Consider the following 23,809-nt stretch of genomic DNA (forward strand, 5'->3'; position numbering starts at 1 on the left):
GTTATCGCAGCGCACCCTTCGCTTTCAAACCAGCCTCTTTGTCCGGGTTCACCCACCACAGATCAAGATATCCCAGAGTAAACGGAGGCAGGTTTTCGGGGTATTCATACATGTCGTAGTAGGCCGTCCAGTAATCTGCCACATATCCGTCGGGGATGACGAAGAATTCATACCGCAGAACACGGTCCAGCGCCATCAGGGCGGCGTCCTGTTCTGCCTGATCCGTGGTATCGAATGAGGCTTCGATCACCGCATCCACCAACGGGCTGGCCAATCCTGCCGGATTAAACAAGCTGAACGCGGCTTCTTTTGACCCATACATCTGGCTCAGACCACCGCCCGTAGACAGAAAAGACCCGTATCTGTTCGAATGGACCATGTCGTAATCCCGCTCGCGACGGCGCAGGGTAAATTGCGACGGGTCCACTTTTTCGGCGCTCGCATCGACCCCGATGGATTGCAAGTTTTGCACATAGGTTTCGATCATTGTCGCGGTCGAGGTCGGAATGCTGGAGGCGTAGGGGATATTCACCTTCAACGTCTGTCCCTGTTCGTTTCGACGAATGTTGCCATGGCCAACCTGCCAACCGGCTTGATCAAGCAATTTTGACGCCGTGCGAAGGTTCCGCCGGTCGTTTAGACGCTCGGATTTGGATTCGTGCGTCACCAGCACAGGTTCATTCAGCACGTCGGCAGGAACCAGATCGCCCAACGTTTTCAAAAAGGCTAGTTCGGCCCCTTCCGGCACACCTTTCGCCTCAAGATGGGTACCTTGCACGAATGAGCTGCGGGGAGAATTCAAGCCGAACATCAGCGATTCATTCGCCCATTCAAAGTTGAACGCCAAGGCAAGCGCCTTGCGCACATTCTTGTCAGCAAATTGCGGCTTACCAAGATTGAACACAAACCCCGAAGGTGTAGGTGGGCTGCCATCGGCGATCTCATCCTGAACGACCGAGCCCTCGCTCAGTTTGGGAAAATCATAGCTTGAAGCCCAGAGCTTGGGGTCACTTTCGATCCGCATAGTGTATTCGCCAGCCTTGAACCCCTCGAATGCGGCAGTCTGATCTGCGAAATACTCAACGCGGATGGTATCGTAATTATGGCGCCCCCGGTTGATCGGCAGATCCTTGCCCCAATAATCGTCCCGCCGCTTATAGACGATACGGCGGTTGATGTCGTAGCTGTCCAGCTTGTAGGGCCCCGAACCGACAGCCACCTCCAGTCGGGGCTCATCCAGACGACGACTGTCATCCGCTTCGAACCAGACTTTGGAAAATACCGGCGTGGAGCCAACCGTTTCGATCAGTCCCCGACGCGTGACCTCTGGACTGAAGGTGAACTTGACCGTGTGATCATCCAGCGCATCAGCCCGTGTCACCATCCGGCCCACAGCCTGCGCGTAAGATGGCAGCCCTTGTTCAATGAACAGACGATGGCTGTAAATCACATCCTCGGCGGTGACCGGCGTGCCGTCCCAAAATGTCGCTTCGGGGCGCAAATGGAAGATCACGTAGTTGCGCCCTTCATCGTATTCCATGCTTTCGGCGAGAACCCCGTAATACTGCCCAACGCTGTCCGAGGCACTATCGATCAACGAGTCGTATTGGATGGTCGTCAGCGCCCCGGCCCGTCCTTTTCGTGAATACGGGTTCAGGGAATCAAATGTGCCTGATCCCGCCAACGACAATTCACCCCCCTTGGGCGCTTCCGGATTGACATAGTTCAAATGCGGATAGTCGGGCGGGTAATCCAGATTGCCAAAGTAGGAATAACCGTGGCTGCGCGTGACGTTATCCTCGGCGGCACTGGTCAGACCCGCAGTGCAAAGAACCATCGCGGCGGAAACCCCCGCAGCCGCCCACGACCGAAAGTGAAATATGCGCATGGTGGGCAGAAGGGGGGTCATGGGGCTCATCCTCTGGTCATTTCCGTCTTTTATCTTGTGCGCGCTAGCTAAAAGGCCAGCACTGGCGTTTGCAAGTTTAGAATGCGTGAACGCTTTGTGAAGTTTGTGAAAGACAAAAAAAGCCGCTGCATCGGGCAGCGGCTTTGAATTCTTTAGTGCTGACCGAGGGATCAGTTGCCAATGGTCTGCAGATAGGCAATCAGATCGGCGCGGTCCTGCGGCTTTTTCAAACCCGCGAAGCTCATTGATGTGCCTTGAATATAAGCACTGGGTCTGGTGATGAATGCATCGATAGCCTCAGGCGTCCAGTTGCCGCCATGCGCCTGCATCGAGGCCGAGTAACCCGTGAAGCCCGCGGCTGAGGCAACAGGGCGGTCCACGATGCCGTACAGATACGGGCCGGTGCCGTTGGCGCCATCTTCAAGTTTGTGACAGGCGGTGCACTTCCGGAACACCTTTGCACCCTTTTCGGGGTCGGCGGCGGCCAGCATGTCTTCGAACACGACCTCTTCACCGTCGGCGCTTTCGCCCGAGCTTTCGGTTTCGATGACATAGGCGGCTTCGGCACCATGCCCATCTACACTGTAGAGAACCATAGCCCCCCATTTGGCCAGAAGAAGCACCAGGAAGGTGCCAAACAGGCCTGCAGCGGCCTTCGTAACTGTCATCGTGTCGAACATTGATCGCGAGTCCATTTCAGCTGTCTGCGGGGTGTCTAAGGCTTCCCCTTGTAAGAGGCAAGGTATAGACACCGCGACTAAACGCCCAATTCACCAACTTGTTGCACGGAATCGACCATATGACCAATCGTATTGCATTTCAGGGGGAACCCGGCGCCTACAGTCACGAGGCCTGCCGTAAGGCACGCCCGGATATGGAGGCCCTGCCCTGCCGCACTTTTGAAGATGTGATCGAATCAGTCCGTGCGGGCGCCGCCGATCTGGCGATGTTGCCGGTCGAGAATACGACCTATGGCCGCGTCGCCGATATCCATCGCCTGTTACCACACAGTGGGCTACACATAATTGACGAAGCTTTCGTCAGGGTTCACATCAACCTGCTGGCTGTTCCCGGCGCAAGGCTGGAAGACATTACCGAAGCGCATTCTCATCTCGTGCTGCTACCGCAATGCGCGGGATTCCTGAAAGAACATGGCATCCGTGGTCGCGTCAGTCCCGACAACGCCCGGGCAGCTCGTGAAGTATCCGAAATTGGCGACATTCATTCCGCCGCTTTAGCCAGTGAACTGGCCGGAGAGATCTATGGCCTGAATGTTCTGGCGCGTCACATCGAGGATCACGGCGATAACACCACGCGTTTCCTTGTAATGTCACAGCAATCTGATTTGTCGCGCCGGGGTGACCACGGCATGATCACCAGTTTCGTATTTCAGGTCCGAAATATCCCGGCAGCGCTTTATAAGGCGATGGGCGGGTTTGCCACTAACGGAATCAATATGACCAAGCTGGAAAGCTACATGGTCGACGGGTCGTTCACCGCGACCCTGTTCTATGCCGATATTGTTGGCCACCCTGACGACCGGAATGTACAACTGGCGATGGACGAATTGGCGCATTTTACTACCAATGTGGAAATCTTGGGTGTTTATCCGGCGGCACAACCGCGCGGATAAGACCTGCGGGTTACGCTAGCGTTTGACTAAATTCGGATCGACGCAATCCGCTGTGCCATGCCTGCAATATCGCCCTCACGTTCGCGTCAACATCGTCAACCGAGTTGACCTCGAGATCATAGCGCCTGTCCAGATGGATCGTGGCCTGATCTCGTTCGGCACTTCCCTGTGGTCTATCCCCTCGGTCCCGTTCCCGTTCGACAAGCACCGCAACGGGGCACTGCACCGCCACGAACAATACGTCATGTGGTCGGAACAATACCTGCAGTTCCTCAGCCCAGCGCGGAGTGTCCAATATATGTTCGAGGATCAAATTGTTGCCCGCAGTGGCATAGGCCGCCAAAGACTTGTGAAACCCATCAAAAATCTTGGCTCTGTCCGACTGCCAGTCAAAGTCGCCGCGCCGATACCGGATCAGAGGCAGAACCCCCGCGTCCCTGAGATGATCGATTGAAACATGCCAGAACGGTTCGTCAATCCGGTGCTGCAGCGCGCGGGCGATCATGCTTTTACCGCTGCTGGACGCCCCGTGAAGAAAAATGATCTGGGACACTATCGAGCCCACCTCTGCCAATCTGCCCCATTTTTACAGTTTTACTACTGCAACTGATAAACCTTCGACACAGCGTCTTCCGGCTGCCGGTAAGCCCTGAAACCCATAGCTTCGTAATAAGCAAGACCTTCGGTGTTCTCTGCACCAATCGTGGCATCAATGAAGGACAAACCAAACGCACGCGCAGCATCACGTGTCTGAGCAAACAACCCTCGCCCAATACCGCGCCTGGCTGCTGCGGGGCGGATATGAGTGCCTATAATGCCCCAGCCCACAGTTACATCATAAGGGTTGTTCGCGACAGCATGTCTGAGCGATTGAAACCCAAGTATGCGCCCGTCCCGTTCAACCGCGACCGTGCATCTAATACTGTCAGGATGGCTGATGTAGTGCCCCAAGACAAATTCGGCAGTGCAGGATTTACTGCGTTTTCCGGCATCGAAAAGGTTCTGCAAGACGCTTGCGATACCATTGGCATCACCCTCTTGCGCACTTCTAAAACCTACAGCTTCCAAACAACCTGTCCTATGAGTTTGCCTAAAACGAGCGTCAAGATCCATGCAGATGGCGCTGCTCCAATTCGCGGGCGAACTCACTTAGACGCAGCTGAAACTGCCGGCGAAACCGCGACTGGCCCAGTTTCATCGATTGCAACAACAACCGCGCTGGCAGGGACTTGGCGGCAAGGGACATCTCGACGCTCAGGCGGGTTCTGCGTTGCGACAGCGCCAGGAAGTCAACGGTCGTAATACCCATCATGCCTTTGCTGCTGGCCTCAAATCGCATTTGGGCCGGACGCTCGCAATCTGTCATCAACACCGACATCTGACGGGGTTTACCGCGCATTTTAAACTCGGTTTCCCACGCGGTTCCCGTCGCAACCGGAAGGCCCCCGGGGGTGCGCCGTACGTCGATCCCGCGCCGCATCGCCATACGCTCGAAGCGTTCGAAATCTGAGACCATGTCGAACACAGAATTGATTGGAGCTTCAATATCTTCCCGCGCTGAAAACTGCATGTCGACCTTTGCTGCTCGTGGTTCGTGTTCAGTGTTTCTTTAGTCCAGCGTATCCGCAAGCCAGTTCTGCAACAGGAAATGCGCAATCGCCCCTTTGCGGGCAGGCAACAGACTTGGATGCTCTCCGGCAAAGGCCTGCATCATCTCGGTTTTACTGACCCACATCGCCTCTTCGATCTCGACCGGGTCGATAACGATGTCGCGCGACAGAGCTTCACCTGCGCAGCCAAACATCAACGATGCCGGGAATGGCCAGGGTTGGCTGGACAGATACGATACCGCACCAACGGGCACGCCCGCCTCCTCCATCACCTCGCGGCGCACGGCGGCCTCAAGGGTTTCGCCCGGCTCGACAAAACCTGCCAGCAGCGAAAACATCCCCTCGGGCCATCCGGGGGAGCGCCCCATCAACACCGACTCACCATGGGTAATCAACATGATGACAACCGGATCGGTTCGGGGGAAATGCTGCCCACCACAAGACGGGCAACTACGTTGCCACCCAGCCTGAGACAATTCGCTTGCCGCGCCGCATTTCGCGCAAAAGCGATGCGTCTCATGCCAGCCGACGACAGCCTTGGCGGTCGCTGCCAGTTCCGCATCCCGCGCAGACAGGCGGGCCATGATCCGACGCAATTCGACAAACACATATCCCTCCGGCAAATCGGGGTGTTGCTGTTCGGACCCGTCGACAAATTCTCCGAGGCTTGAGATATCCATTCCTTCAGCCGCCCAGTTCGAGATATCGGCGGCAAAAACAGGCGCGCCCTCATCAGCGCACCCAAGAAAGATCGGAGCTTCGACAACCCCACCTGGACCGTTGCTGATCAAAGTGTGCGTCATTGGTATTGAGCCCAGTTGATCCAGAGCCTCGCCCTGAACCAACACTTTCCCCCGCCAAAGCAACACGCAACGTGCCGCCGGATCACGTGTGGCCCCAGCAAGCTTGTCGGCATCGCCGCGAAGATGTGCCGCCCGATCAAAGCCCGAGCCACCAAAAGTCACCTGTTCCGCGTTTTTCATTGAATTTCCTTTGGGCCTTGCGCACAGGGCCTGCCACGACTTAACCCGCGTTGCAATGGCCATTCATAAGCATTGAGTTCGACGGATGCCGCCGAAAGGCCGCATGGTTGCCCCGGAAAAATCATCTATTGTACTTTTTAGTGAAATTGATCGAGCAACAGCATTCAAAAGTAGAAAATTGAAACTGAACAAGCGACCGTCGCGGCTGGGCCAGACGCAAAACTCCAGCGCGCAAATCCGCATACTTGCGACGACTGATCTGCATATGAACCTGAACAGTTTCGACTATCATGCAGATAAGCCGGACCCTACACTTGGCTTTACGCGCACGGCCAGCCTGATCAGGGCGGCCAGACAACAGGCTGGGGATGCCCTTGTATTGCTGTTCGATAATGGTGATTTCCTTCAGGGCACTCCGTTTGGTGAATGGGCAGCGCTGAGCGACGAACGCCACCCAATTCTGCAAGCCTTTGAAGAACTCAGCTATGATACAATCGGACTTGGGAACCATGATTTCGGGTTCGGATTGGCCATGATCGACCGCGCCGTGGTCCAGTCCCCTTGTCCAGTCGTAAGTAGCAATCTGCACCGTCTGGACGCAATGCAAGGGTGGCATGATTGCGCGATCCTCGATCGCACAGTGCCGGTGGAAGGCGCCGACGCGAAAATTCGCATCGGCGTGTTTTCTGTATTGCCCCCACAGATCATGCAGTGGGAAGCTCATTTGCTGCAGGACAAGGTGATCGCCACAGATATCCTGACCACGGCGCAAAAAATGACAGAACGCTTGCGTACTGAGGGCTGCGATCTGATCGTGGCGCTTGCGCATTCAGGCTTTGGGCAAATACAAGCGGCCCCCGATCTGGAGAACGCGATCATCCCGCTGGCCGCTATCGAAGGGATTGATGCGATCATTGCTGGCCATACCCATCTGACCTTTCCTGGTGTTGCACACGAAGGGTGGGCACCTGTCGATCACACGGCCGGGCTGATTCATGGCAAGCCGGTTGTCATGCCCGGTTCAGCCGGTTCTCATCTGGGTGTTATCGATCTGTTTGTGGACGGCAATCCGGAGAGTGGATGGAACGTCAGTGGTCATAATGTCGAATTGCGCCCAATATGCTCGGGGGTCGACGGAGTAACGACGGCAGAAGACCCGGATATGGTTCGCTTGTTTGCTTCGGGGCACATCCAGACCCGGTCCACGGTAGCCGAGCCTGTGGCCCATGTTCCAAAGGATTTGCACAGCTATTTCAGCTTTTGCGCCCCGGATCGGGGACTTGCTTTGGTCGCAGCGGCGCAGGCGGCAGCCTTGCGCCCTTTCCTGCACGGCACCGACCTGGCCAACCTGCCAATTCTGTCGGCGGTATCACCTTACAAATGCGGCGGGCGCGCCGGGCCGCGGTACTACACCAACGTTCCTGCCGGCGAAATCTGCCTGCGCCACATTGCAGACCTGCATGTCTTTCCCAACGAATTGCGCGCCATGTTGGTAACCGGCGCGCAACTGCAGGATTGGCTGGAGATGTCAGCGGGTATCTTCAACCAGCTTGCACCGCATGTAGAAACCGACCTGACAAATGCCGGTAGGGCCGGACATAATTTCGATGTGCTTTTTGGACTTTCGTACCGGATTGATCCATCACAACCTCCACGATTTGACAGCGACGGAAGGCTGATCAGCCCGAATCATAAAAGAGTCGAAAGCCTGATTTTCGAAGGGCACCCCGTCCAACCAGAGCAGACGTTTGTCGTTGCTCTCAACAACTATCGCGCCAACGGAGGCGGACACTTCCGTGTCGCGACGCAAGCCCGGCCCATCGACCTGCCATCGATGGATATCAAAGGAATACTGCGGGATTACCTGTCTGGTGAACTGCCGCAAGATCCATTGGAACAGGCGCCATATCCGTTTTCCCTGCGACCTCAGCCCGGGCTCCATTCGATCCTCAGGACAGGGCCGGGTGCCCTCAAGTATCTGTCGGAACTGGATATGTTTGCCCCTGAACCGTTGGGCCGGGACGCCGAAGGATTTGAACGAATCCGCCTTGCCCTCTGATGGGTTGTCTTTCTCCTGACCCTTCCCTATATCGACACCTGAGAGGTTGGCGCGGGCGAGCGCCTCGCCAACCTGGTCAGATCCGGAAGGAAGCAGCCACAACGAGCCCCGCTTGGGTCGATGTCCAGCCTCTCACCTGAACCGCTGTCGCGGCAAACACGGTCCGAAGGAGGGCGTTTATGATTGTAGCAGAAACCCTTCGGGCAGCGCGGTTCTGAACCCTAAACACCCCACTGCCTGAACACATTTCCGACAGATGCGCGCCTGCCATCTGTGCGGTTTGCTGTACCTGAACACAGGCAAAACAATGTCATTTACTCTTTCGGACCTCGGATGGTCCACACACTTTGCCGCGCAGCACGCGGCCAATCCTACCTGCGATCCTTTTCGCATCACAGCCGTTCATCGGGATCGCCTGATCGGGATAAACCCGGTCGGGGAATCACCCCTGCTGAGTCTTGACCGCCCAACTGGCGATTTTGCGGTCGGAGATTGGGTATTGGCCGACGAGCACAAACGCATTCAGCATCTGTTAGAGCGGCGCAGCCTTCTGAAACGGCGCGCTGCTGGCTCAGGTGTCGGAACACAATTGATTGCGGCAAATGTTGACGTTCTGTTCATCGTCAGCTCCTGCAATGCCGATTTCAGCCTGCCCCGGCTAGAGCGGTATCTGGCTCTGGCACATCAGGCTGGGTGCTACCCGGTTGTCGTCCTGACCAAAGCCGACATGTGTTCGGACCTCGATGACTATGCTTCGCGCGCGCAGTCTCTGGCGCCGTTTTTGACCGTCTTGACGATCAATGCGCTGGATCAAGCGGATTTGCAGCTGGTCCTGTCCTGGTGCCCCGCTGGTCAAACTGCGGCACTGGTCGGGTCTTCAGGTGTTGGAAAAACCACACTGGCAAACGGAATGACCGATCAGGAGGACGCAACCGCCGGTATCCGCGAGGATGACGCAAGGGGGCGACACACAACGACGGCCCGCGCGCTGTATCCGATGCGCAATGGTGGCTGGTTGATCGACACGCCCGGCATGCGGGCCCTCCGACTGCTGGACGCGCAGGACGGTGTCGACGAAGTGTTCTCGGATATCCTTGAGCTGTCTGATCTTTGTCGGTTTTCCGATTGCCAGCATATTGCCGAGCCGGGTTGCGCGGTTCAGACCGCAATTGACGATGGCGCTCTCGACGCCGCGCGACTGGAACGTTGGCGGAAGCTGAAGCGCGAGGATCAACGTAACTCGGAAACGGTGGCGCAGTCACGGGCCCGGGACAAAGCGTTTGGCAAAATGGTGCGATCCGTGATGCAGGACAAAAAGTCCCGCAAAAGACTGTAACCGAGGGGGCACCAAGTATCGGTGCCCTTTCCTTCAGGCGATCAGGTGGGGCCAGACAGCTGCGTTGCGGCGGGCAAAGGCTCCGATATGGCCGATCTCGGTCAACCCAAGTTCCTTTGGTGATAACTGGTGCCGTTTGGCAGCGGGGCCATAAAGGTCTGCCAATCGCCAAACGGCCTCGGGGGGCACCATCTGATCATCTTCGAATGTGAACAGGTCCACCGGAACATCCGATCCGGACCAGCTGGCAGCTGGCAGGTCAAGCCCGATGTCGGGAATGTAACTCTGCGATGCGGTGCACCATGTGCGCCACTGCCAATAGACCGAAGCAGGCAGATCCGAGCCGAAGCCGATCGCTTTTCCCGGCAGATACCCCAGCGCGCGGACAAACAAAGGGGCGTGGCCATACCAGAACAACCATGCCAGCGCACGATAGGGCCATGGATGGTCAGACAGCGTAACCAGCCCCGAACAGACACAGATCATCCGGTCGATTTGCGCGATATCCGGCTGTACCGGTCCCAGCATTGCACCGACCGAATGACCGATAGTCCACTGCTGTACGTTGGGAAACCGCCGCCGCATTTCGGCCCGTGCGGCGGGCATGTCGATCAAGGCCCAATCCGCCATGGTGACGTCCGAGTCCCTCAGATGCCCTGTTCTGGAATGGCCAAAGTCCCGGTAATCATACGTCAGGCATGCCATGCCATGCTCGGTCGCCAGCCAATGTGCGAAATGCCGGTAATAGTCCCGTGGCACACCGGTTGCGCTGTTCAACACAACTGCGGTCTGAGGTTCGAAAGCCGGCAGGTAAAGCCGGGCCGACAGCATCGCCGAACCGGACAGGAACTGAAAGTCTTCGATCAATGTCGACTGCTGTTTGTCCAACATAGCGTCCCCAAACATCATCTGAACCAATCGGTTCATTCCTTGTTATGACATCGAATACCCGGCGCAAGTCAACACTGACCCAACATGACCTGACGTCCACAAGACCGCTGTCCTATGCAATAAACCCGTGCCTTGAAGATCAGCTTGACTCTGATCCCGTACAGGCGCTAGCGATTGCGTAATGGTTCCCGCCCCCCAAGGGACGGGATGAAAAGGGAACACGGTGCGATTCTACCCGGCGATACCGGAATGAACCAATGCCGCGACTGCCCCCGCAACTGTAAGCGGTGAGCGATGCCGAGACACCACTGGCCGAAAGGCTGGGAAGGTCGGCAAAGCAATGACCCGCAAGTCAGGAGACCTGCCATTGGAACTGAAACCAAAACTCGGGCGGGGTGTCCGGGCAGGTCCTGACTGCGCAAAGCCGTCCCGCCTGTTCCATATCCCCCGTCCATCGCGCGGAGGGCGCAGGATGATCTGGAAGACAAAAACGCACGAATACGCCGCAACCGTATGCCAACGCACTGGCAAAACCTGTCCGGCGCTGGCACGAATGGCACGCACCATAGCGCAGGCGATGGCAGAAGCCGGGCCCGTCTCAGCAGCAAATTTCGAAATCGAAGGCAGTAGCGAGCTGACCCACTGCCCCAAGGGTTGCTCCGCCCGATTTCGGGCACACTGCGATCGGATCCGCGTGTTTTGTGGCACCGATCCTGACGACGCCATCAACAGTCTGGACGATTATGCGGACATGATTTTTGACAGTGACTTCAGCACATTGCCAGCGGGCGTCATCTCTAACCCACCATGTGCAATGCTTGAGGTATCCACTCTTACGCCGCGCAAGGTGACCCAGGAACCCTTACGGATTTCGGCTTGATCTAACGCCCCACCGGGACCCGGGCCGCATCGACGGCCCAGGCCATCTGATCGTCCGTCTCGACAGCACAGGGCCGCACAGCCCGCAAACGCTCCAGAGCTTTTTCAGGGCGTTCTCCGCATTCGATCATCTGCCGCAGGACAATCATCCCCGACCGGCCGCACCCGCCCCGGCAATGCACCAAAACACGTCCGCCGCCAGACAACGCGTGGCGGACGGTGGCACTCACCGAGGGCCAGGCCTCGACGACAGCAGGCGGCGGCGCGTTGAAATCCTCGGTCGGCAAATGCACCCAGCGGCTGGCACGGCCCTGAATATCGCTGCCAAAATCCTGCGCCCCGTCCTGAAGCATCTCAATCTCGGTTGTCATCGAAATCACAAGCCCGGGCTTCCACTCAGAAATCATGTCCAGATCAGCCGCATAGTCTCCACCGCGCCCCGGCATCGCGGTCAGGGCAAGCGTACCGCCCCCAACCTGCAGCGCGTAGATCACCAACTGCGACATGGAAAACCCTCCTTAACCATCACTTGAAAAAAATCGTCGTTGAAATGTACCCAACCAGTTTTACGCACATTCGGGTCCCTTTCCAAAACGAAAATCCTGAAACCCTGCTGTGGACGCGGACGGCGGCGGCCACTACGCTGCGTCGAAGTTCCGAATCCGTCAGAGAAAACATGACCGACACGCCCAGCCCCGCCTATCAGGTTCTCGCACGCAAATACCGCCCGGAAACCTTCGCCGATCTGGTTGGCCAGAACGCGATGGTGCGCACGCTGAAAAACGCGTTTGCAGCAGACCGGATCGCGCAGGCCTTTATCATGACAGGCATCCGAGGCACCGGTAAAACGACGACCGCCCGGATCATTGCCAAGGGCATGAACTGCATCGGTTCTGATGGCGAAGGCGGGCCGACAACCGAACCCTGCGGGCAGTGCGAACACTGCATGGCGATCATGGAAGGCCGCCATGTCGATGTGATGGAGATGGATGCCGCCAGCCGCACCGGTGTGAACGATATTCGCGAGATCATCGACAGCGTCCGTTATCGCGCCGCCAGCGCGCGCTACAAGATCTACATCATCGACGAAGTTCACATGCTGTCGACCAGTGCGTTCAACGCGCTTCTCAAGACGCTGGAAGAACCACCCGAACATGTGAAGTTCATTTTTGCCACGACCGAAATCCGCAAAGTGCCCGTCACCGTCCTGTCACGCTGTCAACGTTTTGACCTGCGCCGGATCGAGCCCGAGGACATGATTGGCCTGTTGCATAAGATCGCTGACGCTGAAGGTGCCCAGATCTCAGACGATGCGCTTGCGTTGATCACCCGAGCTGCCGAGGGGTCAGCACGGGATGCGACATCGCTTCTGGATCAGGCAATCTCGCATGGCGCCGGGGAAACCAGCGCGGATCAGGTGCGCGCCATGCTGGGTCTTGCTGATCGAGGCCGGGTGCTTGACCTGATGGACATGATCCTGCGAGGCGACGCCGCCGGGGCGCTGACAGAGCTGAGCGGGCAATATGCCGAAGGGGCGGACCCACTGGCCGTGCTGCGGGATCTGGCAGAAATCACCCACTGGGTTTCGGTCGTCAAAATCACGCCGGACGCAGCCGAAGACCCAACTGTTTCTCCGGACGAGCGGACCCGCGGTCAGCAGATGGCCGACGCCCTGCCGATGCGAGTCCTGACCCGGATGTGGCAGATGTTACTCAAGGCATTGGAAGAAGTCGCGGCTGCACCCAACGCCATGATGGCTGCGGAAATGGCTGTCATCCGCCTGACCCATGTCGCCGATCTGCCCAGCCCCGAGGACCTGATAAAGCGTTTGCAGGATACTCCGCCCCCACCGATGGGCGGACCCGGTGGCGGTGTTCCCGCGCCCAGCAATGGTGCCCAACCTGTTCAGACCGGCACCACTGCACCGCAGACTTATGCCTCGGCACCTCGCAGCCCGGGCGGAGCACCGGTGGCTGCGCTGGCACAGGACGTTGAGGCTGCTCTGACCCGGTATCCAACATTCGAGCATGTCGTTGAATTGATCCGGACGAACCGGGACGTGAAACTTCTGGTCGAAGTGGAGAACGGCGTGCGTTTGGTTTCGTACCAACCGGGCCGGATCGAGTTCACTCCGTCCACTCAGGCGCCGACGGATCTGGCGCCCAGGCTGGGGTCTGCGCTGCAACGGTGGACAGGCAATCGGTGGGCGGTGTCAATCGTGTCGGATGGTGATGTACCAACGATTGCTGAGCTGCGCGACGAAGCAGAACTTGCCCTGAAAACCGAAGCCGAGACACATCCGTTGGTCCAAGCCGTGCTGGCCCAATTCCCGAAAGCCAAGATCACACGGATTGAGACACCCGAACAAAGGGCCGCAAAGGTCGAAGCCGAAGCCTTGCCCGAAGTAGAGGATGAATGGGATCCGTTTGAAGAGGACTGACACATAGGCCCCGCGCCTGTGTCGCAAACGAAACAGATTGAACAATTGGATGACAGCACCCTACCATCACTTAGTTGATGGAGGAGCTTGATGCGCACAACGCCGCTGCACCCGCGTTTTGGGTTAACCGTTCACGACGTGGACCTGCGCACCGTAACCAAAGACCATCTTTATCCTGAGATACGACAAGCCTTTGAAACCCAATCGGCCTTGCTGTTTCCGGCCCAATCGATCTCGGACGAGGATCATATCCGACTGGGTGAACTCTTCGGTCCATTGGAAAACCGCGAGGCTATGGCTGCTGGACGCGATATGGAGTTCCAGGTCTCGGAATTGAGCAACCAGACCAAAGACGGCTTACGCGCTAAAGACGATCTGCGCCTGCTGGACTTGCAGGCCAACATGCTTTGGCATACCGACAGCACTTTTTTACCGGTCCCAGCATTGATAAACATTCTGACTGCGCATGTCGTACCGCCCGACGGGGGCGAAACGGAGCTCGCATCAACGCGGGCTGCATGGGCCGACATGCCGGATCATCTCAGAACGGCGTTGCAAGACGCGGTCATTTGGCACCGCCTTTCCCATTCCCGATCCAGGATATCGGCAGATCTGGCAACTTTGCCATTCATGACCCGCTGGCCTGATCGCCCCTGGCGCGCGCTCTGGCCCAATCCGGTCACTGGAAAAGAAGCCCTGTTTATCGCCTCACACGCCTTTGCGATTGAGGGGCTAGGTCATGAGGAAGGCCAGCAGATATTGGATGAAGCGACCGCGTTCTGCACCCGCCCCGAATTTGTATATTCCCATAAATGGTCCGTTGGTGATGTGCTGATTTGGGACGAACGTGCCACTTTACATCGGGGTCGTCCGTGGGATTACAATTATCCGCGCAAGTTGAAATCCATTTGCTGTTCGGTGACTGAGGCCGACGGGTTGAATGCCGTCCGAGTAATTTGAGACGTAGAAAGGCTGCCGGGCTCAAGGGGAGGAGAGGTCTTGCCAAAGACCTTAACGACGGGCGAGAGAGCGTCTGACCTCTTGTGCCGCGCGATGGCCCCTCGTATCTAGGCATCAAACCTACACACAGGAGATTACCGATGCTCAAAGGACTCGGCGGGCTGGGCGACATGGCCAAGATGATGAAATCCGCACAGGACCTGCAATCCAAAATGGCGGAAATGCAGGAAGAGTTGAACACCATCATGGTTGTCGGCGAATCCGGCGCTGGACTGGTTAAAGCAACCGCCACAGCGAAGGGCGAGTTGAAAGGTTTGGACATCGATCCGTCCATCTTCAACGGCGATGACAAGGAAGTGGTCGAAGACCTGATCCTCGCTGCAATCAAGGATGCGCAATCAAAAGCTGCAGAGCGGTCGCAGGAAGAGATGGGCAGACTGACCGAAAGCATGGGCTTGCCAAAAGACATCAAGCTGCCGTTCTGATACACCCTCCTGACGGATCATTGGCCGGGTTCCTCGCCCGGCCCAATTGCAGGAGCACGCAGTGAGTTCGAACAGTGACATCGACAACCTGATCGACCTGATGGCCAAGCTGCCGGGCCTCGGCCCCCGCTCGGCCCGCCGCGCGGTGCTACATCTGATCCGCAAACGCGCCCTGCTGCTGACGCCCCTATCGGACGTGATGCAGCAGGTCGCTGCCACAGCCCGTGAATGCCTGAACTGCGGCAACGTGGGCACCACCGATATCTGTGATATCTGCAACAGCGAGGCCCGCGCGACCGGAGAATTGTGCGTGGTCGAGGACGTCGCCGACCTCTGGGCGATGGAGCGGGCTGCAGTCTTCAAAGGCCGCTATCACGTTCTTGGGGGCACATTGTCGGCTCTGGACGGCGTTGGCCCGGATGAGCTACGCATTCCTCGTCTTAAGGACCGGGTTATGGCCGAGGGGATTTCCGAGGTCATTCTGGCGCTGAACGCCACAGTCGATGGCCAGACCACCGCCCATTACATCGCGGACCAGTTGGAGGGTCAGGTGCGCCTGACTTCACTGGCGCAGGGTGTGCCAATCGGAGGGGAACTGGATTATCTCGATGACGGGACGATTACGGCAGCCCTGAGGGCGCGGAGGGAAATTTAGTGCTGAATGATCTTTGCGTTTTCATGTGTCACGAGACCACTTAAACCGGCTGCATTTCAAACAAACCTAGGCAAATATTTTGAGCAATTATCCTGATCTGTTTGTATTGAGGCATGGTGAAACCGAGTGGAACACGCTGGGTAAATTCCAGGGTCGCAAGAATTCTCCACTAACCGAAACCGGCAAGTCCCAAGCACGAAAGCAAAACGAGATACTCAGCCGTATTCCGAACCAACCTTCACGTGTTTTCGTCAGCCCTCAGGAAAGGGCACAACACACAGCGAAGCTGGCAATTGCACCTCACATTGAAACAAAACCCGACGCTCGGCTTATGGAGATTGCATTCGGTCAATGGGAAGGAGTCACGCGAGACTACATAAGGACGCAAATCGACTATCCGTACGAAGGCCACCAGTGGTATTTTCGCAGCCCAAAGGGCGAAAGCTATGAAGAAATCTGCGAGAGGGTCCAATCGTTTCTAAGCGAACAGGACGAACCGGCGATTGTCGTAACCCATGGCGTTACTTCGTTGGTGTTGCGAGGCATTTGGTTAGGTCTTGAAATGGATCAACTCCTTCAGTTGCCGAGGACACAAGGGTGTGTCTTTCACCTGTCTCAAAATACCGAAACCATCCTGACCTAACTGGTTTTTTTTTGCGGCTTGAATTCGATTAGATCGCATCAGCTATTCCCAACCGGAATAGCTGCGAACAAGCGTCTTTGGTTGGCCATCGATCTGCGTTAATAAGAGATAAATTAGCGTATTTTTTTTGGAGCTTTTGCTATGACCCGCCTTCTTGCCCTCACGCTCGCCGCCTTCACCGCAACCGCCGCGTGGTCACAAGAACTGATCGACAAGGGCTTTGTCGAAGGCTGGAACATCATGATGGATCCCAACTTGGGCAACGGGTGCCTGATCCAGACGGTCTATCAGGACCTGTCGGTGGTTCGCTTGGGCTATGACGCTTTGGATAATCGCGGGTATTTTACCGTCTACAACAAGGCTTGGGGCGATATCGAACCCGGAAAAAACTACCCGATCCGCTTTGAACTGGATGGCAAGAGCTTTGACGCCACCGCCATCGGCTTCAAACAAGACCGTGTGCCAGGCGCGACGGTGTTTTTCACTGACCGGAACTTCATCAACGCGATTGCGCAGAACAAGACCATGACTGTCTACAACCCGGCAGGTGAGCCGGTGATGGCGATTGACCTCAAGGGCACCGCCAAAGCGCTCGATTACGCCCGCGATTGCCAGAACAAGACGCTCTAACGGATCGGATCGAACAGCGCGTCTTTGGCCGTGCAGTCTCGGATCACGTCCCGACCGCATGGTACGGGGTCAAGATCGCGGGACAGGCACAGGCGAACTTCTTCAATATAGCCTTGTTTGCACGTGATGGTGATCATGTCGCGCTTTAAACTTGGGTTGGCCTTCAAGAACGCATCTTCGACGACTGAGGCCGGCAGTTTCACCGTCGCGTCCAGCTTGCGAAACACTGGCGGACGCTCAACCCGTTCATAGGCACGACGCGACAGCGTGAAATAGTCCGGCGCGCTGAGACCCGAGCACGTTCCATGCTTCTTCCACTGATGCCAGGCGAGGCCAGCGCTGCCCTGAATGTCAGTCATTTCACGGGTCATCCGGCGTGTGGGCGGCGCCTTGGACGTTGGGCAAAAGGCTGGCCAGCCCTGGTGGAACTGAGGCCAGAGCCCGTGCAGAACCCATCCATGATCATGCCGCGCATCGCATTGATCCGACCCGCGCGTATCGCCTTCACGCGCGCACCAGTTGGGCGACCAGCTGAGCGACAGGACATAGTAATCAAACGCGCCCGGCTTCTCACCATCGGCAAAAAGGTGAACAGGCGTCAGGACAATCGCCAAAACGGAGAAAAGGCGTGAAAATGGCATTTCGGCATATCCTGACTGGAGTGTTTTCAGAGCAATCCGCGCGTAATCTGATACCGACCGACCGTCACAGGCGCAAGCGTGTTGCAAAGGCCTCGACAGGCTGCAAGGCAGGCGCACCAAACATCTGGTGCGCCCAGCGGGTTCAGAACTCGTAAGCCAGCAATGCGCCCAAGGTCTGACTTTTGACCCCTTCTTCATCGCCATAACGATACGCCAGCGAGACACCAAGATTATCAGCCAGCGGCCATTCGGCGGAAACAGTCGCCAACGTGTCTGCGGATGCACCTTCAAAATCGCGGCTGGCCAAAACGGCTGACAAGACGACAGGACCAACTGGTACTGCGGCCCCGATTGTTGCATAGGTCGCCGAGTCGGTCGTACCGTCAAACTCATCGAAATAGGCAACTTCGCCCAGCAATTCGATTTCCTTGCTGCCCGCGTTCAGTAGATAAACAAGGCCCAGCACAGCACCGCTTTGGTCTGCGGCATCCCCCTCGCCCGAGGCCTGATTTTGCAGTGCGAACGTATAGGCGGTGTCCCCGAAAGACCCCGCCAGCGACAGTACAAACGACTCAATACCATCCGTATTGGAAACGCCGCCATCCTCAAGCCGCAGTTGCCCCCGCTCGGTGATCAGCGAATTGCTCAGAAAGCTGCGATCGGTGGTGAAGGCATAGAATGATAGCTCATGCGTGCCGCCTATACCGGAAAACGGAACGGTTACCGCGGCGCCAACCCGTTCGGTGATTTCGTAATCTTCCGCGAAATCCACACCAAAGACACCCGGTGCAATGTCCCAGGCGAAACCAAAGCCCGGATTGAATTTACCCACCGCCACGGAGGCGGCCCCAAAGTCGTATTCCAAAAACAGCTCTTCGGCATAAAGTCCCTGATCTTCGAAAAAGCGGTCGTTGGTGGCGTCTTCCACTGGCTCAAACACCAGCGTCGATTGTAAGGAGAACTGATTGGTGAACTGGTATCCCAGCGCGCCTTCGATGGTTGCGAACGTATCGGTCAGTTCTGCATCGCTCTCATCGGACTCGAATGTGAAATCGGATTCGATTTCGACGCTGAATTCTGCCGAAAACCGGCTGTCCTGAGCGAAAACAGTGCTGGCGAGAACGATAAACGGCAAGCTGGTGAGACTGCGTGAGCAAATCATGATGATGTTCCTTGTTCTAAACTCACAGCCCCGATGCGTTCCAAACAACCCGATAACAGACGTGCGGATGTAACCGGACCCCACGCTGTCGCGCGAAGCCAGACACCAGAAAGCGTGGCGGCAATGTGAGAGGCCGATAACTGTATGGAAAACCTGGCTGAGCAATCGTCGATTGCGTGGCGTGGTCAGGCCATATGAAGCCCACACCAAGTTATGTCAAATTGCGTGGAATTCTCAATTAGGCCATAATATATTGATTTAAAGTAATAAAATTACTCAATCACAAATCAGGAACATGTTTGCACGCGGATGTGACGCCCCGTGTTTAGTTTGATCTCGCGGGGCAGGCACAGGGGCCACGGCAGCAGGACGCATTCGCCTCTTCCCTTCTTGCCTTTGCGCGACTATATACGGCCCAAGTTCCCCGACAACGGAAACCTGTCCCAAGACAAGGGGCCGCCGAATTCCGGCGACGGGACAGATGTATTTATAGGAGACGGGCTGATGGCAAAACCGCTGATGGCCAAGGCAACAGCCGTATGGCTGGTGGACAACACCACGATCAGCTTCAAGCAGATCGCGGATTTCGTGGGCATGCACGAGCTGGAGGTGCAGGGCATCGCTGATGGTGATGTCGCAGCAGGCGTCAAAGGGTTCGACCCGATCGCCAACAACCAGCTGACCCAAGAAGAGATCGACACAGCGCAGAACAACTCGCTGTACAAGCTGAAGCTGAAGTTCAACCCAGCCGCCTCGGGCGAGGAAAAACGTCGTGGCCCGCGCTATACCCCGCTGTCCAAGCGGCAGGACCGTCCGAACTCGATCCTTTGGCTGGTCAAGTTTCACCCGGAACTCAGCGATGGGCAGATCGCCAAGCTGGTGGGCACGACCAAGCCGACCATCCAGTCGATCCGCGAGCGCACGCATTGGAACATTTCCAACATGCAGCCGATTGATCCGGTCGCTCTTGGCCTGTGCAAACAGTCCGAGCTGGATGCGATCGTACAGAAGGCTGCCGCGAAGAAAGCTGCCGAGGGTGGCGTCATGAGCGATGACGAGCGTCGCAAACTGGTCTCGACCGAGCAGTCGCTTGAGATGGACGCAGCGCCGAAGATCCCGACAGCGATTGAAGGGCTGGAAACTTTCTCACTGTCCAATGAGCCCGAAGAAGAAAAAGACGACGCGCCGATTATGGATGCTGACAGCTTCTTTAACCTGCCTAAAGGTGGCGGTGACGAAGAAGACGAAGATGATCCGCGTTCCTGACGCTTTGATGGTCCCGGCCTGATCAGGCCGGGTCTTTTTAGTTCGGAAATTCCATGCTGAACGTTCTATCTACATTTTTCGGCCCACACCGCGCTGTTTCAATATATGCCTTCCTGAAGACATGGGGGTTGGGATTGGCAGCCGGCATTGTGATGATCGCTATCGTCACAGGGTTGTTTTTGCTGGGCGACGACGGTGAGCACGAGCACGAGGCCTTCATGACCGTCGCGGTTTTGTCAGCAACCCCTATCAACGGGGATCTCAAGAACGGGGTTATCGCGTCGGTTCGATTGCCGGATGGGTCTGCCACATCGGTCACTTCTACAGAAGCGCCGGTGGCACAAACGGTGGGCACCAGCGCTTGCGTCGAAAAGCGTGTTTACGTCGAAAGCGGCGAAGCCCGGTACCGGATCAAACTGCCGCGGCATTGCCAGGAAAGCTGATTCTGGAAGAGCCTGAACCAAACCGCCCAATGACATCACCGGGCGGTTTGTTGTGTCAGATCATCTGGAACAGAATACCAGCAACAATCGCGCCGCCGACTCCCAGCCCAAGGTAGGCCGCAAAGACGCGCGGCTTGACCAGCGACCAAACTGCCGCCATCGCTGGGATTGAACTGACAGCCCCGGCAATCATGAACGACATGGCGGCACCCGCGCTCATCCCCTGATCCATCAGCCCTGCCAGCAAAGGCGGTGCAACGTAGGAATTCAGGTATGCAGGCATGCCGACAATCGCTGCGATCACGATGGGCAATACACCCTCACCGCCGACAACACTGGCAATCAGGTCAGCTGGTACGTAGCGAACCAGCAACGCCTCCAGCACATAGGCTAGCGCCAGCCATTTGAGCAGGAACAGACCATTCTGCACGAACTCGGCCCGAAAGCGCACACGGCGCTCTGGTTCCTGCCAGAACTTCCAGACCGGTTTGTCATCCTGTTTGGGACCACAACCACAGCAGCCCGCTGGCTTGTATTCGCGCAACGGCTGAGCAAAGGCACCCTGGCGCATCAGAAGACGCACGGCAAATCCGCCGAACAAACCCAACGCCACAGCCGCGACTGCTTTGCCGATCGCAAATGGCCAACCTAGAGCGCCTGCGGTGATCAACAGAGTCGGTGGGTCAATCAGAGGAGAGCTCAGCCAAAAGGCCATCACGGCCGACAGCGGAGCCCCCAACGCCAGCAACCCGGCAATAAACGGGATGACCTCGCACGAGCAGAACGGGGCCAACCCGCCAAACAAGGCGGCAAGAAAGATCATCCGTGTTTCACGCCCTTCAAAGGCGCGCGCCACCATGACTTCGGCCCCTGTCGCCTTGAGGTAAGACAACAACAACACAGCAAACAGGATGTATTGGCCGGTATGCATCAGGGCTTTGCCTGCAAAGACAACCACCTCGACCCAACTGCCAGGGTCCAGAATGGCAGCCGCAGCAAGGATTGCGACAATCAGGGCCCAGGGTGTCTTGATCAGATCAACCGCGCTTCTGGCCATCGCTTTGGGATGTTGGGTAAGCTCAGCCATCGTTCGCGGCCTTTTCGATTTCGTCCGCACAACATTCGCTCAGAATGAACTGAGCCAGATTTCTAAGTTCGTCGTAACAGGCTCGGTTGATCGTGCTGCGCCCAACCTTTTCCTGCTCAACCACGCCACCCGCCGCGAGAAACCGCAGATGATGCGCCAGCGTCGATGGTGCAATTCCCGTCCGGCTCTGGATTTCTCCGACGGTTAAACCGGCCTGCCCGGCGCGGACCAGCGTTTTCAGAACTTTCAACCGGGCCTCGGACCCCATGGCCGAGAACCCTGCAGCGGCGACTTCCCACATCTGACTTCTCCATTAAACTAGATTTATAGTTATTTAATGTACAAAAATTCTGCCGTCAACTCCTCCGACGAAAATTCTCAATAACGCTTAAGTCCAGATTGCTCATCCCTTAGGTCCACTCTATAAGCGCTTATGGCAATTTCGGTCGACACTTTCTTTCTTGAACTGAACGGACAAGGTACGCTGCAGGCGCAGATCCAACAGATGATTGCCGAAGGCATCCTGTCGGGCCGCTTTCACGTCGGAGAAAAGCTGCCCTCTTCGCGCAAACTGGCCGCGCATCTGGGGGTCAGCCGTATCACGGTAACGCTGGCCTATACCGAGTTGTTGGCCAATGACTACCTGACCGCCAAAGGCAGATCCGGATATTACGTCTCGCAAAATGCGCCGGTCCCACCGAAGTACTCTCCTGTGCCGCGTGACACCGAAACTGTTGACTGGGATAAAGCGTTGGCACGCCGTTTTCTGGACAGCGATGTTCTACCAAAACCCAGCGACTGGCGGGAATACCGCTACCCGTTTATCTACGGTCAGGCCGACCGGACGCTGTTTGATCACGCCAACTGGCGGTTATGTGCTGTCCGCGCATTGGGTCACAAGGATTTCGATTCTCTGACCGGAGACTACGCGGATCAGGATGATCCGTTGTTGGTCGAGTTTATCGCCCGCCATACCCTGCCACGTCGCGGCATTGCCGCCCGCCCCGAAGAGATCTTGATCACGTTAGGCGCACAGAACGCGCTGTGGCTGGCGTCACGCATATTGCTGACCCACAATCGCACCGCCGTAATTGAAGACCCATGCTATTACGCGCTGCGGAGCCTTCTGAACCACTGGGACTGTGGCGTGACGCCGCTGAGTGTGGACCGGGACGGATTACCACCCGAAGCACTGCCGGATGAAACCGACGTCATCTTCACAACTCCCAGCCATCAAAGCCCGACGACAGCAACCATGCCGATCGATCGCCGCAACCAGTTACTGGACCGCGCGCGCGAACTGGACGCGATGATCGTCGAGGATGATTACGAGTTTGAAATGGCCGTTCTCGGTGCGCCTTCCCCCGCGCTCAAGTCCATGGACCGGGACGGGCGTGTGATCTACGTCGGCAGCTTTTCCAAATCTCTGTTCCCGGGATTGCGACTTGGCTACATGGTCGGTTCAGAACCATTCATTCGTGAGGCGCGGGCGCTACGCTCATTGATGCTACGCCACCCACCGGGCCACATTCAGCGCACGGCGGCATACTTCCTATCGCTAGGCCACTACGACGCTCAGATCCGGCGCATGTCAAAAGTGCTGCAACGGCGACGCGATGCGATGGAAAATGCCATCAACGAACACGGACTGACTGTGGCGGGGCGCGGTGTGATGGGCGGCTCATCAATGTGGATGTCGGCCCCCGAGCATGTCGACACAACCCGACTTGCGCGCAGACTGCAGAACCAGAGCGTTCATATTGAACCAGGTACGCCGTTCTTCTCGGGTCCGGACAGGCCACAGAACTACTACCGCCTCGGTTACTCTTCTATTTCGACTGACCGCATCGCGCCGGGCGTGAAACTGATCGCGGATGCCATTCGTACGGGCTAGGTCGGCTCTGGACCTATTCCGCCACACATTTTGGCCCTAACGCCGCCCTGCCCCTTGGGTCAAAACCTTATTCAAAGGCTGGGCTGCTCGCCCGGCGCCAACCCCTTATGCGCGGAGTACGCCCTTATGAAGATGACGACGGAAGAGGCCTTTGTTAAGGTTTTGCAGATGCACGGGATTGAACATGCGTTTGGGATCATTGG

25 protein-coding genes, 1 other RNA gene and 1 riboswitch are annotated in these 23,809 nt (G+C 57.0%); of the genes, 14 read left to right on the forward strand and 12 right to left on the reverse strand.

Annotated features, from left to right (window positions below; all coding sequences use genetic code 11):
- Position 1: 1 nt before the first annotated feature.
- Positions 2-1,909: an extracellular solute-binding protein gene (locus HW561_RS20460; protein WP_176867215.1), complete on the reverse strand. Its 1,908-nt coding sequence runs from the start codon at positions 1,907-1,909 to the stop codon at positions 2-4.
- Between the two features lie 170 nt (positions 1,910-2,079).
- A complete protein-coding gene (locus tag HW561_RS20465) occupies positions 2,080-2,589 on the reverse strand; it encodes a c-type cytochrome (protein ID WP_176867238.1) in 510 nt (169 codons plus the stop codon).
- Positions 2,590-2,708: 119 nt separating this feature from the next.
- Here HW561_RS20465 and HW561_RS20470 point away from each other — a divergent pair, with 119 nt between their 5' ends.
- Entirely contained in the window at positions 2,709-3,542 is an 834-nt protein-coding gene (locus tag HW561_RS20470; RefSeq protein WP_176867216.1) for a prephenate dehydratase, read from the forward strand.
- A gap of 10 nt (positions 3,543-3,552) precedes the next feature.
- Here the strand turns inward: HW561_RS20470 and HW561_RS20475 are convergent, their stop codons facing one another.
- From HW561_RS20475 to nudC, 4 genes are read right to left on the reverse strand one after another with little or no spacing between them, the layout of a single operon-like run.
- Positions 3,553-4,095 carry a chloramphenicol phosphotransferase CPT family protein gene (locus tag HW561_RS20475; RefSeq protein ID WP_176867217.1) on the reverse strand — a complete coding sequence of 181 codons (543 nt, stop codon included), beginning with the start codon at positions 4,093-4,095 and terminating at the stop codon, positions 3,553-3,555.
- 44 nt (positions 4,096-4,139) lie between these two features.
- Positions 4,140-4,655 (reverse strand): GNAT family N-acetyltransferase, encoded by a 516-nt coding sequence (locus HW561_RS20480; protein WP_176867218.1) that lies wholly within the window; start codon positions 4,653-4,655, stop codon positions 4,140-4,142.
- Positions 4,645-5,112: an SRPBCC family protein gene (locus HW561_RS20485; protein WP_176867219.1), complete on the reverse strand. Its 468-nt coding sequence runs from the start codon at positions 5,110-5,112 to the stop codon at positions 4,645-4,647. The genes HW561_RS20480 and HW561_RS20485 overlap by 11 nt, the downstream gene beginning before the upstream one ends.
- Positions 5,113-5,151: 39 nt before the next feature.
- Complete coding sequence (nudC, locus tag HW561_RS20490) at positions 5,152-6,135, reverse strand: NAD(+) diphosphatase (protein WP_176867220.1); 984 nt, start codon at positions 6,133-6,135, stop codon at positions 5,152-5,154.
- A 178-nt stretch (positions 6,136-6,313) separates the two neighbouring features.
- Between nudC and HW561_RS20495 the strand changes: the two genes are divergently transcribed.
- The 3 genes from HW561_RS20495 (at position 6,314) to rsgA (ending at position 9,530) form a co-directional block, all read left to right on the forward strand.
- Positions 6,314-8,194 (forward strand): bifunctional 2',3'-cyclic-nucleotide 2'-phosphodiesterase/3'-nucleotidase, encoded by a 1,881-nt coding sequence (locus tag HW561_RS20495; protein ID WP_235963013.1) that lies wholly within the window; start codon positions 6,314-6,316, stop codon positions 8,192-8,194.
- 39 nt (positions 8,195-8,233) lie between these two features.
- Positions 8,234-8,332: signal recognition particle sRNA small type (gene ffs / locus HW561_RS20500), an RNA gene on the forward strand.
- A 169-nt stretch (positions 8,333-8,501) separates the two neighbouring features.
- Positions 8,502-9,530, forward strand: coding sequence for a ribosome small subunit-dependent GTPase A (gene rsgA / locus HW561_RS20505; RefSeq protein ID WP_176867222.1), 1,029 nt, complete (start codon positions 8,502-8,504; stop codon positions 9,528-9,530).
- A gap of 33 nt (positions 9,531-9,563) precedes the next feature.
- Here rsgA and HW561_RS20510 read toward each other — a convergent pair whose 3' ends face one another.
- Positions 9,564-10,421 carry an alpha/beta hydrolase family protein gene (locus HW561_RS20510; RefSeq protein WP_176867223.1) on the reverse strand — a complete coding sequence of 286 codons (858 nt, stop codon included), beginning with the start codon at positions 10,419-10,421 and terminating at the stop codon, positions 9,564-9,566.
- 165 nt (positions 10,422-10,586) lie between these two features.
- Positions 10,587-10,804: riboswitch (cobalamin riboswitch) on the forward strand.
- 89 nt (positions 10,805-10,893) lie between these two features.
- On the opposite strand from HW561_RS20510, the gene HW561_RS20515 reads away from it, so the two are divergent.
- Positions 10,894-11,301: a hypothetical protein gene (locus HW561_RS20515; protein WP_176867224.1), complete on the forward strand. Its 408-nt coding sequence runs from the start codon at positions 10,894-10,896 to the stop codon at positions 11,299-11,301.
- A 1-nt stretch (position 11,302) separates the two neighbouring features.
- On the opposite strand, the gene HW561_RS20520 is transcribed toward HW561_RS20515, so the two are convergent.
- Positions 11,303-11,806: a protein-tyrosine phosphatase family protein gene (locus tag HW561_RS20520; RefSeq protein WP_176867225.1), complete on the reverse strand. Its 504-nt coding sequence runs from the start codon at positions 11,804-11,806 to the stop codon at positions 11,303-11,305.
- A gap of 137 nt (positions 11,807-11,943) precedes the next feature.
- Here HW561_RS20520 and HW561_RS20525 point away from each other — a divergent pair, with 137 nt between their 5' ends.
- From HW561_RS20525 to HW561_RS20550, 6 genes are all read left to right on the forward strand, one after another.
- Positions 11,944-13,740: a DNA polymerase III subunit gamma/tau gene (locus HW561_RS20525; RefSeq protein ID WP_268952776.1), complete on the forward strand. Its 1,797-nt coding sequence runs from the start codon at positions 11,944-11,946 to the stop codon at positions 13,738-13,740.
- Between the two features lie 90 nt (positions 13,741-13,830).
- Entirely contained in the window at positions 13,831-14,700 is an 870-nt protein-coding gene (locus HW561_RS20530; protein WP_176867226.1) for a TauD/TfdA dioxygenase family protein, read from the forward strand.
- A gap of 140 nt (positions 14,701-14,840) precedes the next feature.
- On the forward strand, positions 14,841-15,185 hold the full coding sequence (locus HW561_RS20535) for a YbaB/EbfC family nucleoid-associated protein (RefSeq protein ID WP_176867227.1): 345 nt from the start codon (positions 14,841-14,843) through the stop codon (positions 15,183-15,185).
- A 61-nt stretch (positions 15,186-15,246) separates the two neighbouring features.
- The gene (gene recR, locus HW561_RS20540) at positions 15,247-15,840 is read left to right on the forward strand and encodes a recombination mediator RecR (RefSeq protein ID WP_176867228.1); all 594 of its coding nucleotides are present in this window, start codon (positions 15,247-15,249) and stop codon (positions 15,838-15,840) included.
- A gap of 79 nt (positions 15,841-15,919) precedes the next feature.
- Positions 15,920-16,483 (forward strand): histidine phosphatase family protein, encoded by a 564-nt coding sequence (locus HW561_RS20545; RefSeq protein ID WP_176867229.1) that lies wholly within the window; start codon positions 15,920-15,922, stop codon positions 16,481-16,483.
- Positions 16,484-16,624: 141 nt separating this feature from the next.
- Positions 16,625-17,113, forward strand: coding sequence for a hypothetical protein (locus HW561_RS20550; protein ID WP_176867230.1), 489 nt, complete (start codon positions 16,625-16,627; stop codon positions 17,111-17,113).
- Here the strand turns inward: HW561_RS20550 and HW561_RS20555 are convergent.
- Entirely contained in the window at positions 17,110-17,754 is a 645-nt protein-coding gene (locus HW561_RS20555) for a ribonuclease T2 family protein (RefSeq protein ID WP_176867231.1), read from the reverse strand. The two genes, HW561_RS20550 and HW561_RS20555, sit on opposite strands and share 4 nt — an antisense overlap.
- A gap of 142 nt (positions 17,755-17,896) precedes the next feature.
- Complete coding sequence (locus HW561_RS20560; RefSeq protein ID WP_176867232.1) at positions 17,897-18,916, reverse strand: hypothetical protein; 1,020 nt, start codon at positions 18,914-18,916, stop codon at positions 17,897-17,899.
- Between the two features lie 504 nt (positions 18,917-19,420).
- Between HW561_RS20560 and HW561_RS20565 the strand changes: the two genes are divergently transcribed.
- Positions 19,421-20,182: a DUF1013 domain-containing protein gene (locus HW561_RS20565; protein ID WP_176867233.1), complete on the forward strand. Its 762-nt coding sequence runs from the start codon at positions 19,421-19,423 to the stop codon at positions 20,180-20,182.
- 53 nt (positions 20,183-20,235) lie between these two features.
- Positions 20,236-20,625, forward strand: coding sequence for a hypothetical protein (locus HW561_RS20570; RefSeq protein WP_176867234.1), 390 nt, complete (start codon positions 20,236-20,238; stop codon positions 20,623-20,625).
- Between the two features lie 55 nt (positions 20,626-20,680).
- Here HW561_RS20570 and HW561_RS20575 read toward each other — a convergent pair whose 3' ends face one another.
- Entirely contained in the window at positions 20,681-21,712 is a 1,032-nt protein-coding gene (locus HW561_RS20575) for a permease (protein WP_176867235.1), read from the reverse strand.
- Positions 21,705-22,013: an ArsR/SmtB family transcription factor gene (locus HW561_RS20580; protein ID WP_176867236.1), complete on the reverse strand. Its 309-nt coding sequence runs from the start codon at positions 22,011-22,013 to the stop codon at positions 21,705-21,707. Before HW561_RS20580 ends, HW561_RS20575 begins: the two co-directional genes overlap by 8 nt.
- 132 nt (positions 22,014-22,145) lie before the next feature.
- Here HW561_RS20580 and pdxR point away from each other — a divergent pair, with 132 nt between their 5' ends.
- On the forward strand, positions 22,146-23,606 hold the full coding sequence (pdxR, locus tag HW561_RS20585; protein WP_176867237.1) for a MocR-like pyridoxine biosynthesis transcription factor PdxR: 1,461 nt from the start codon (positions 22,146-22,148) through the stop codon (positions 23,604-23,606).
- Positions 23,607-23,809 lie beyond the last annotated feature (203 nt).

The organism is Ruegeria haliotis (assembly GCF_013377785.1).
Taxonomy (GTDB): Bacteria; Pseudomonadota; Alphaproteobacteria; order Rhodobacterales; family Rhodobacteraceae; genus Ruegeria; species Ruegeria haliotis.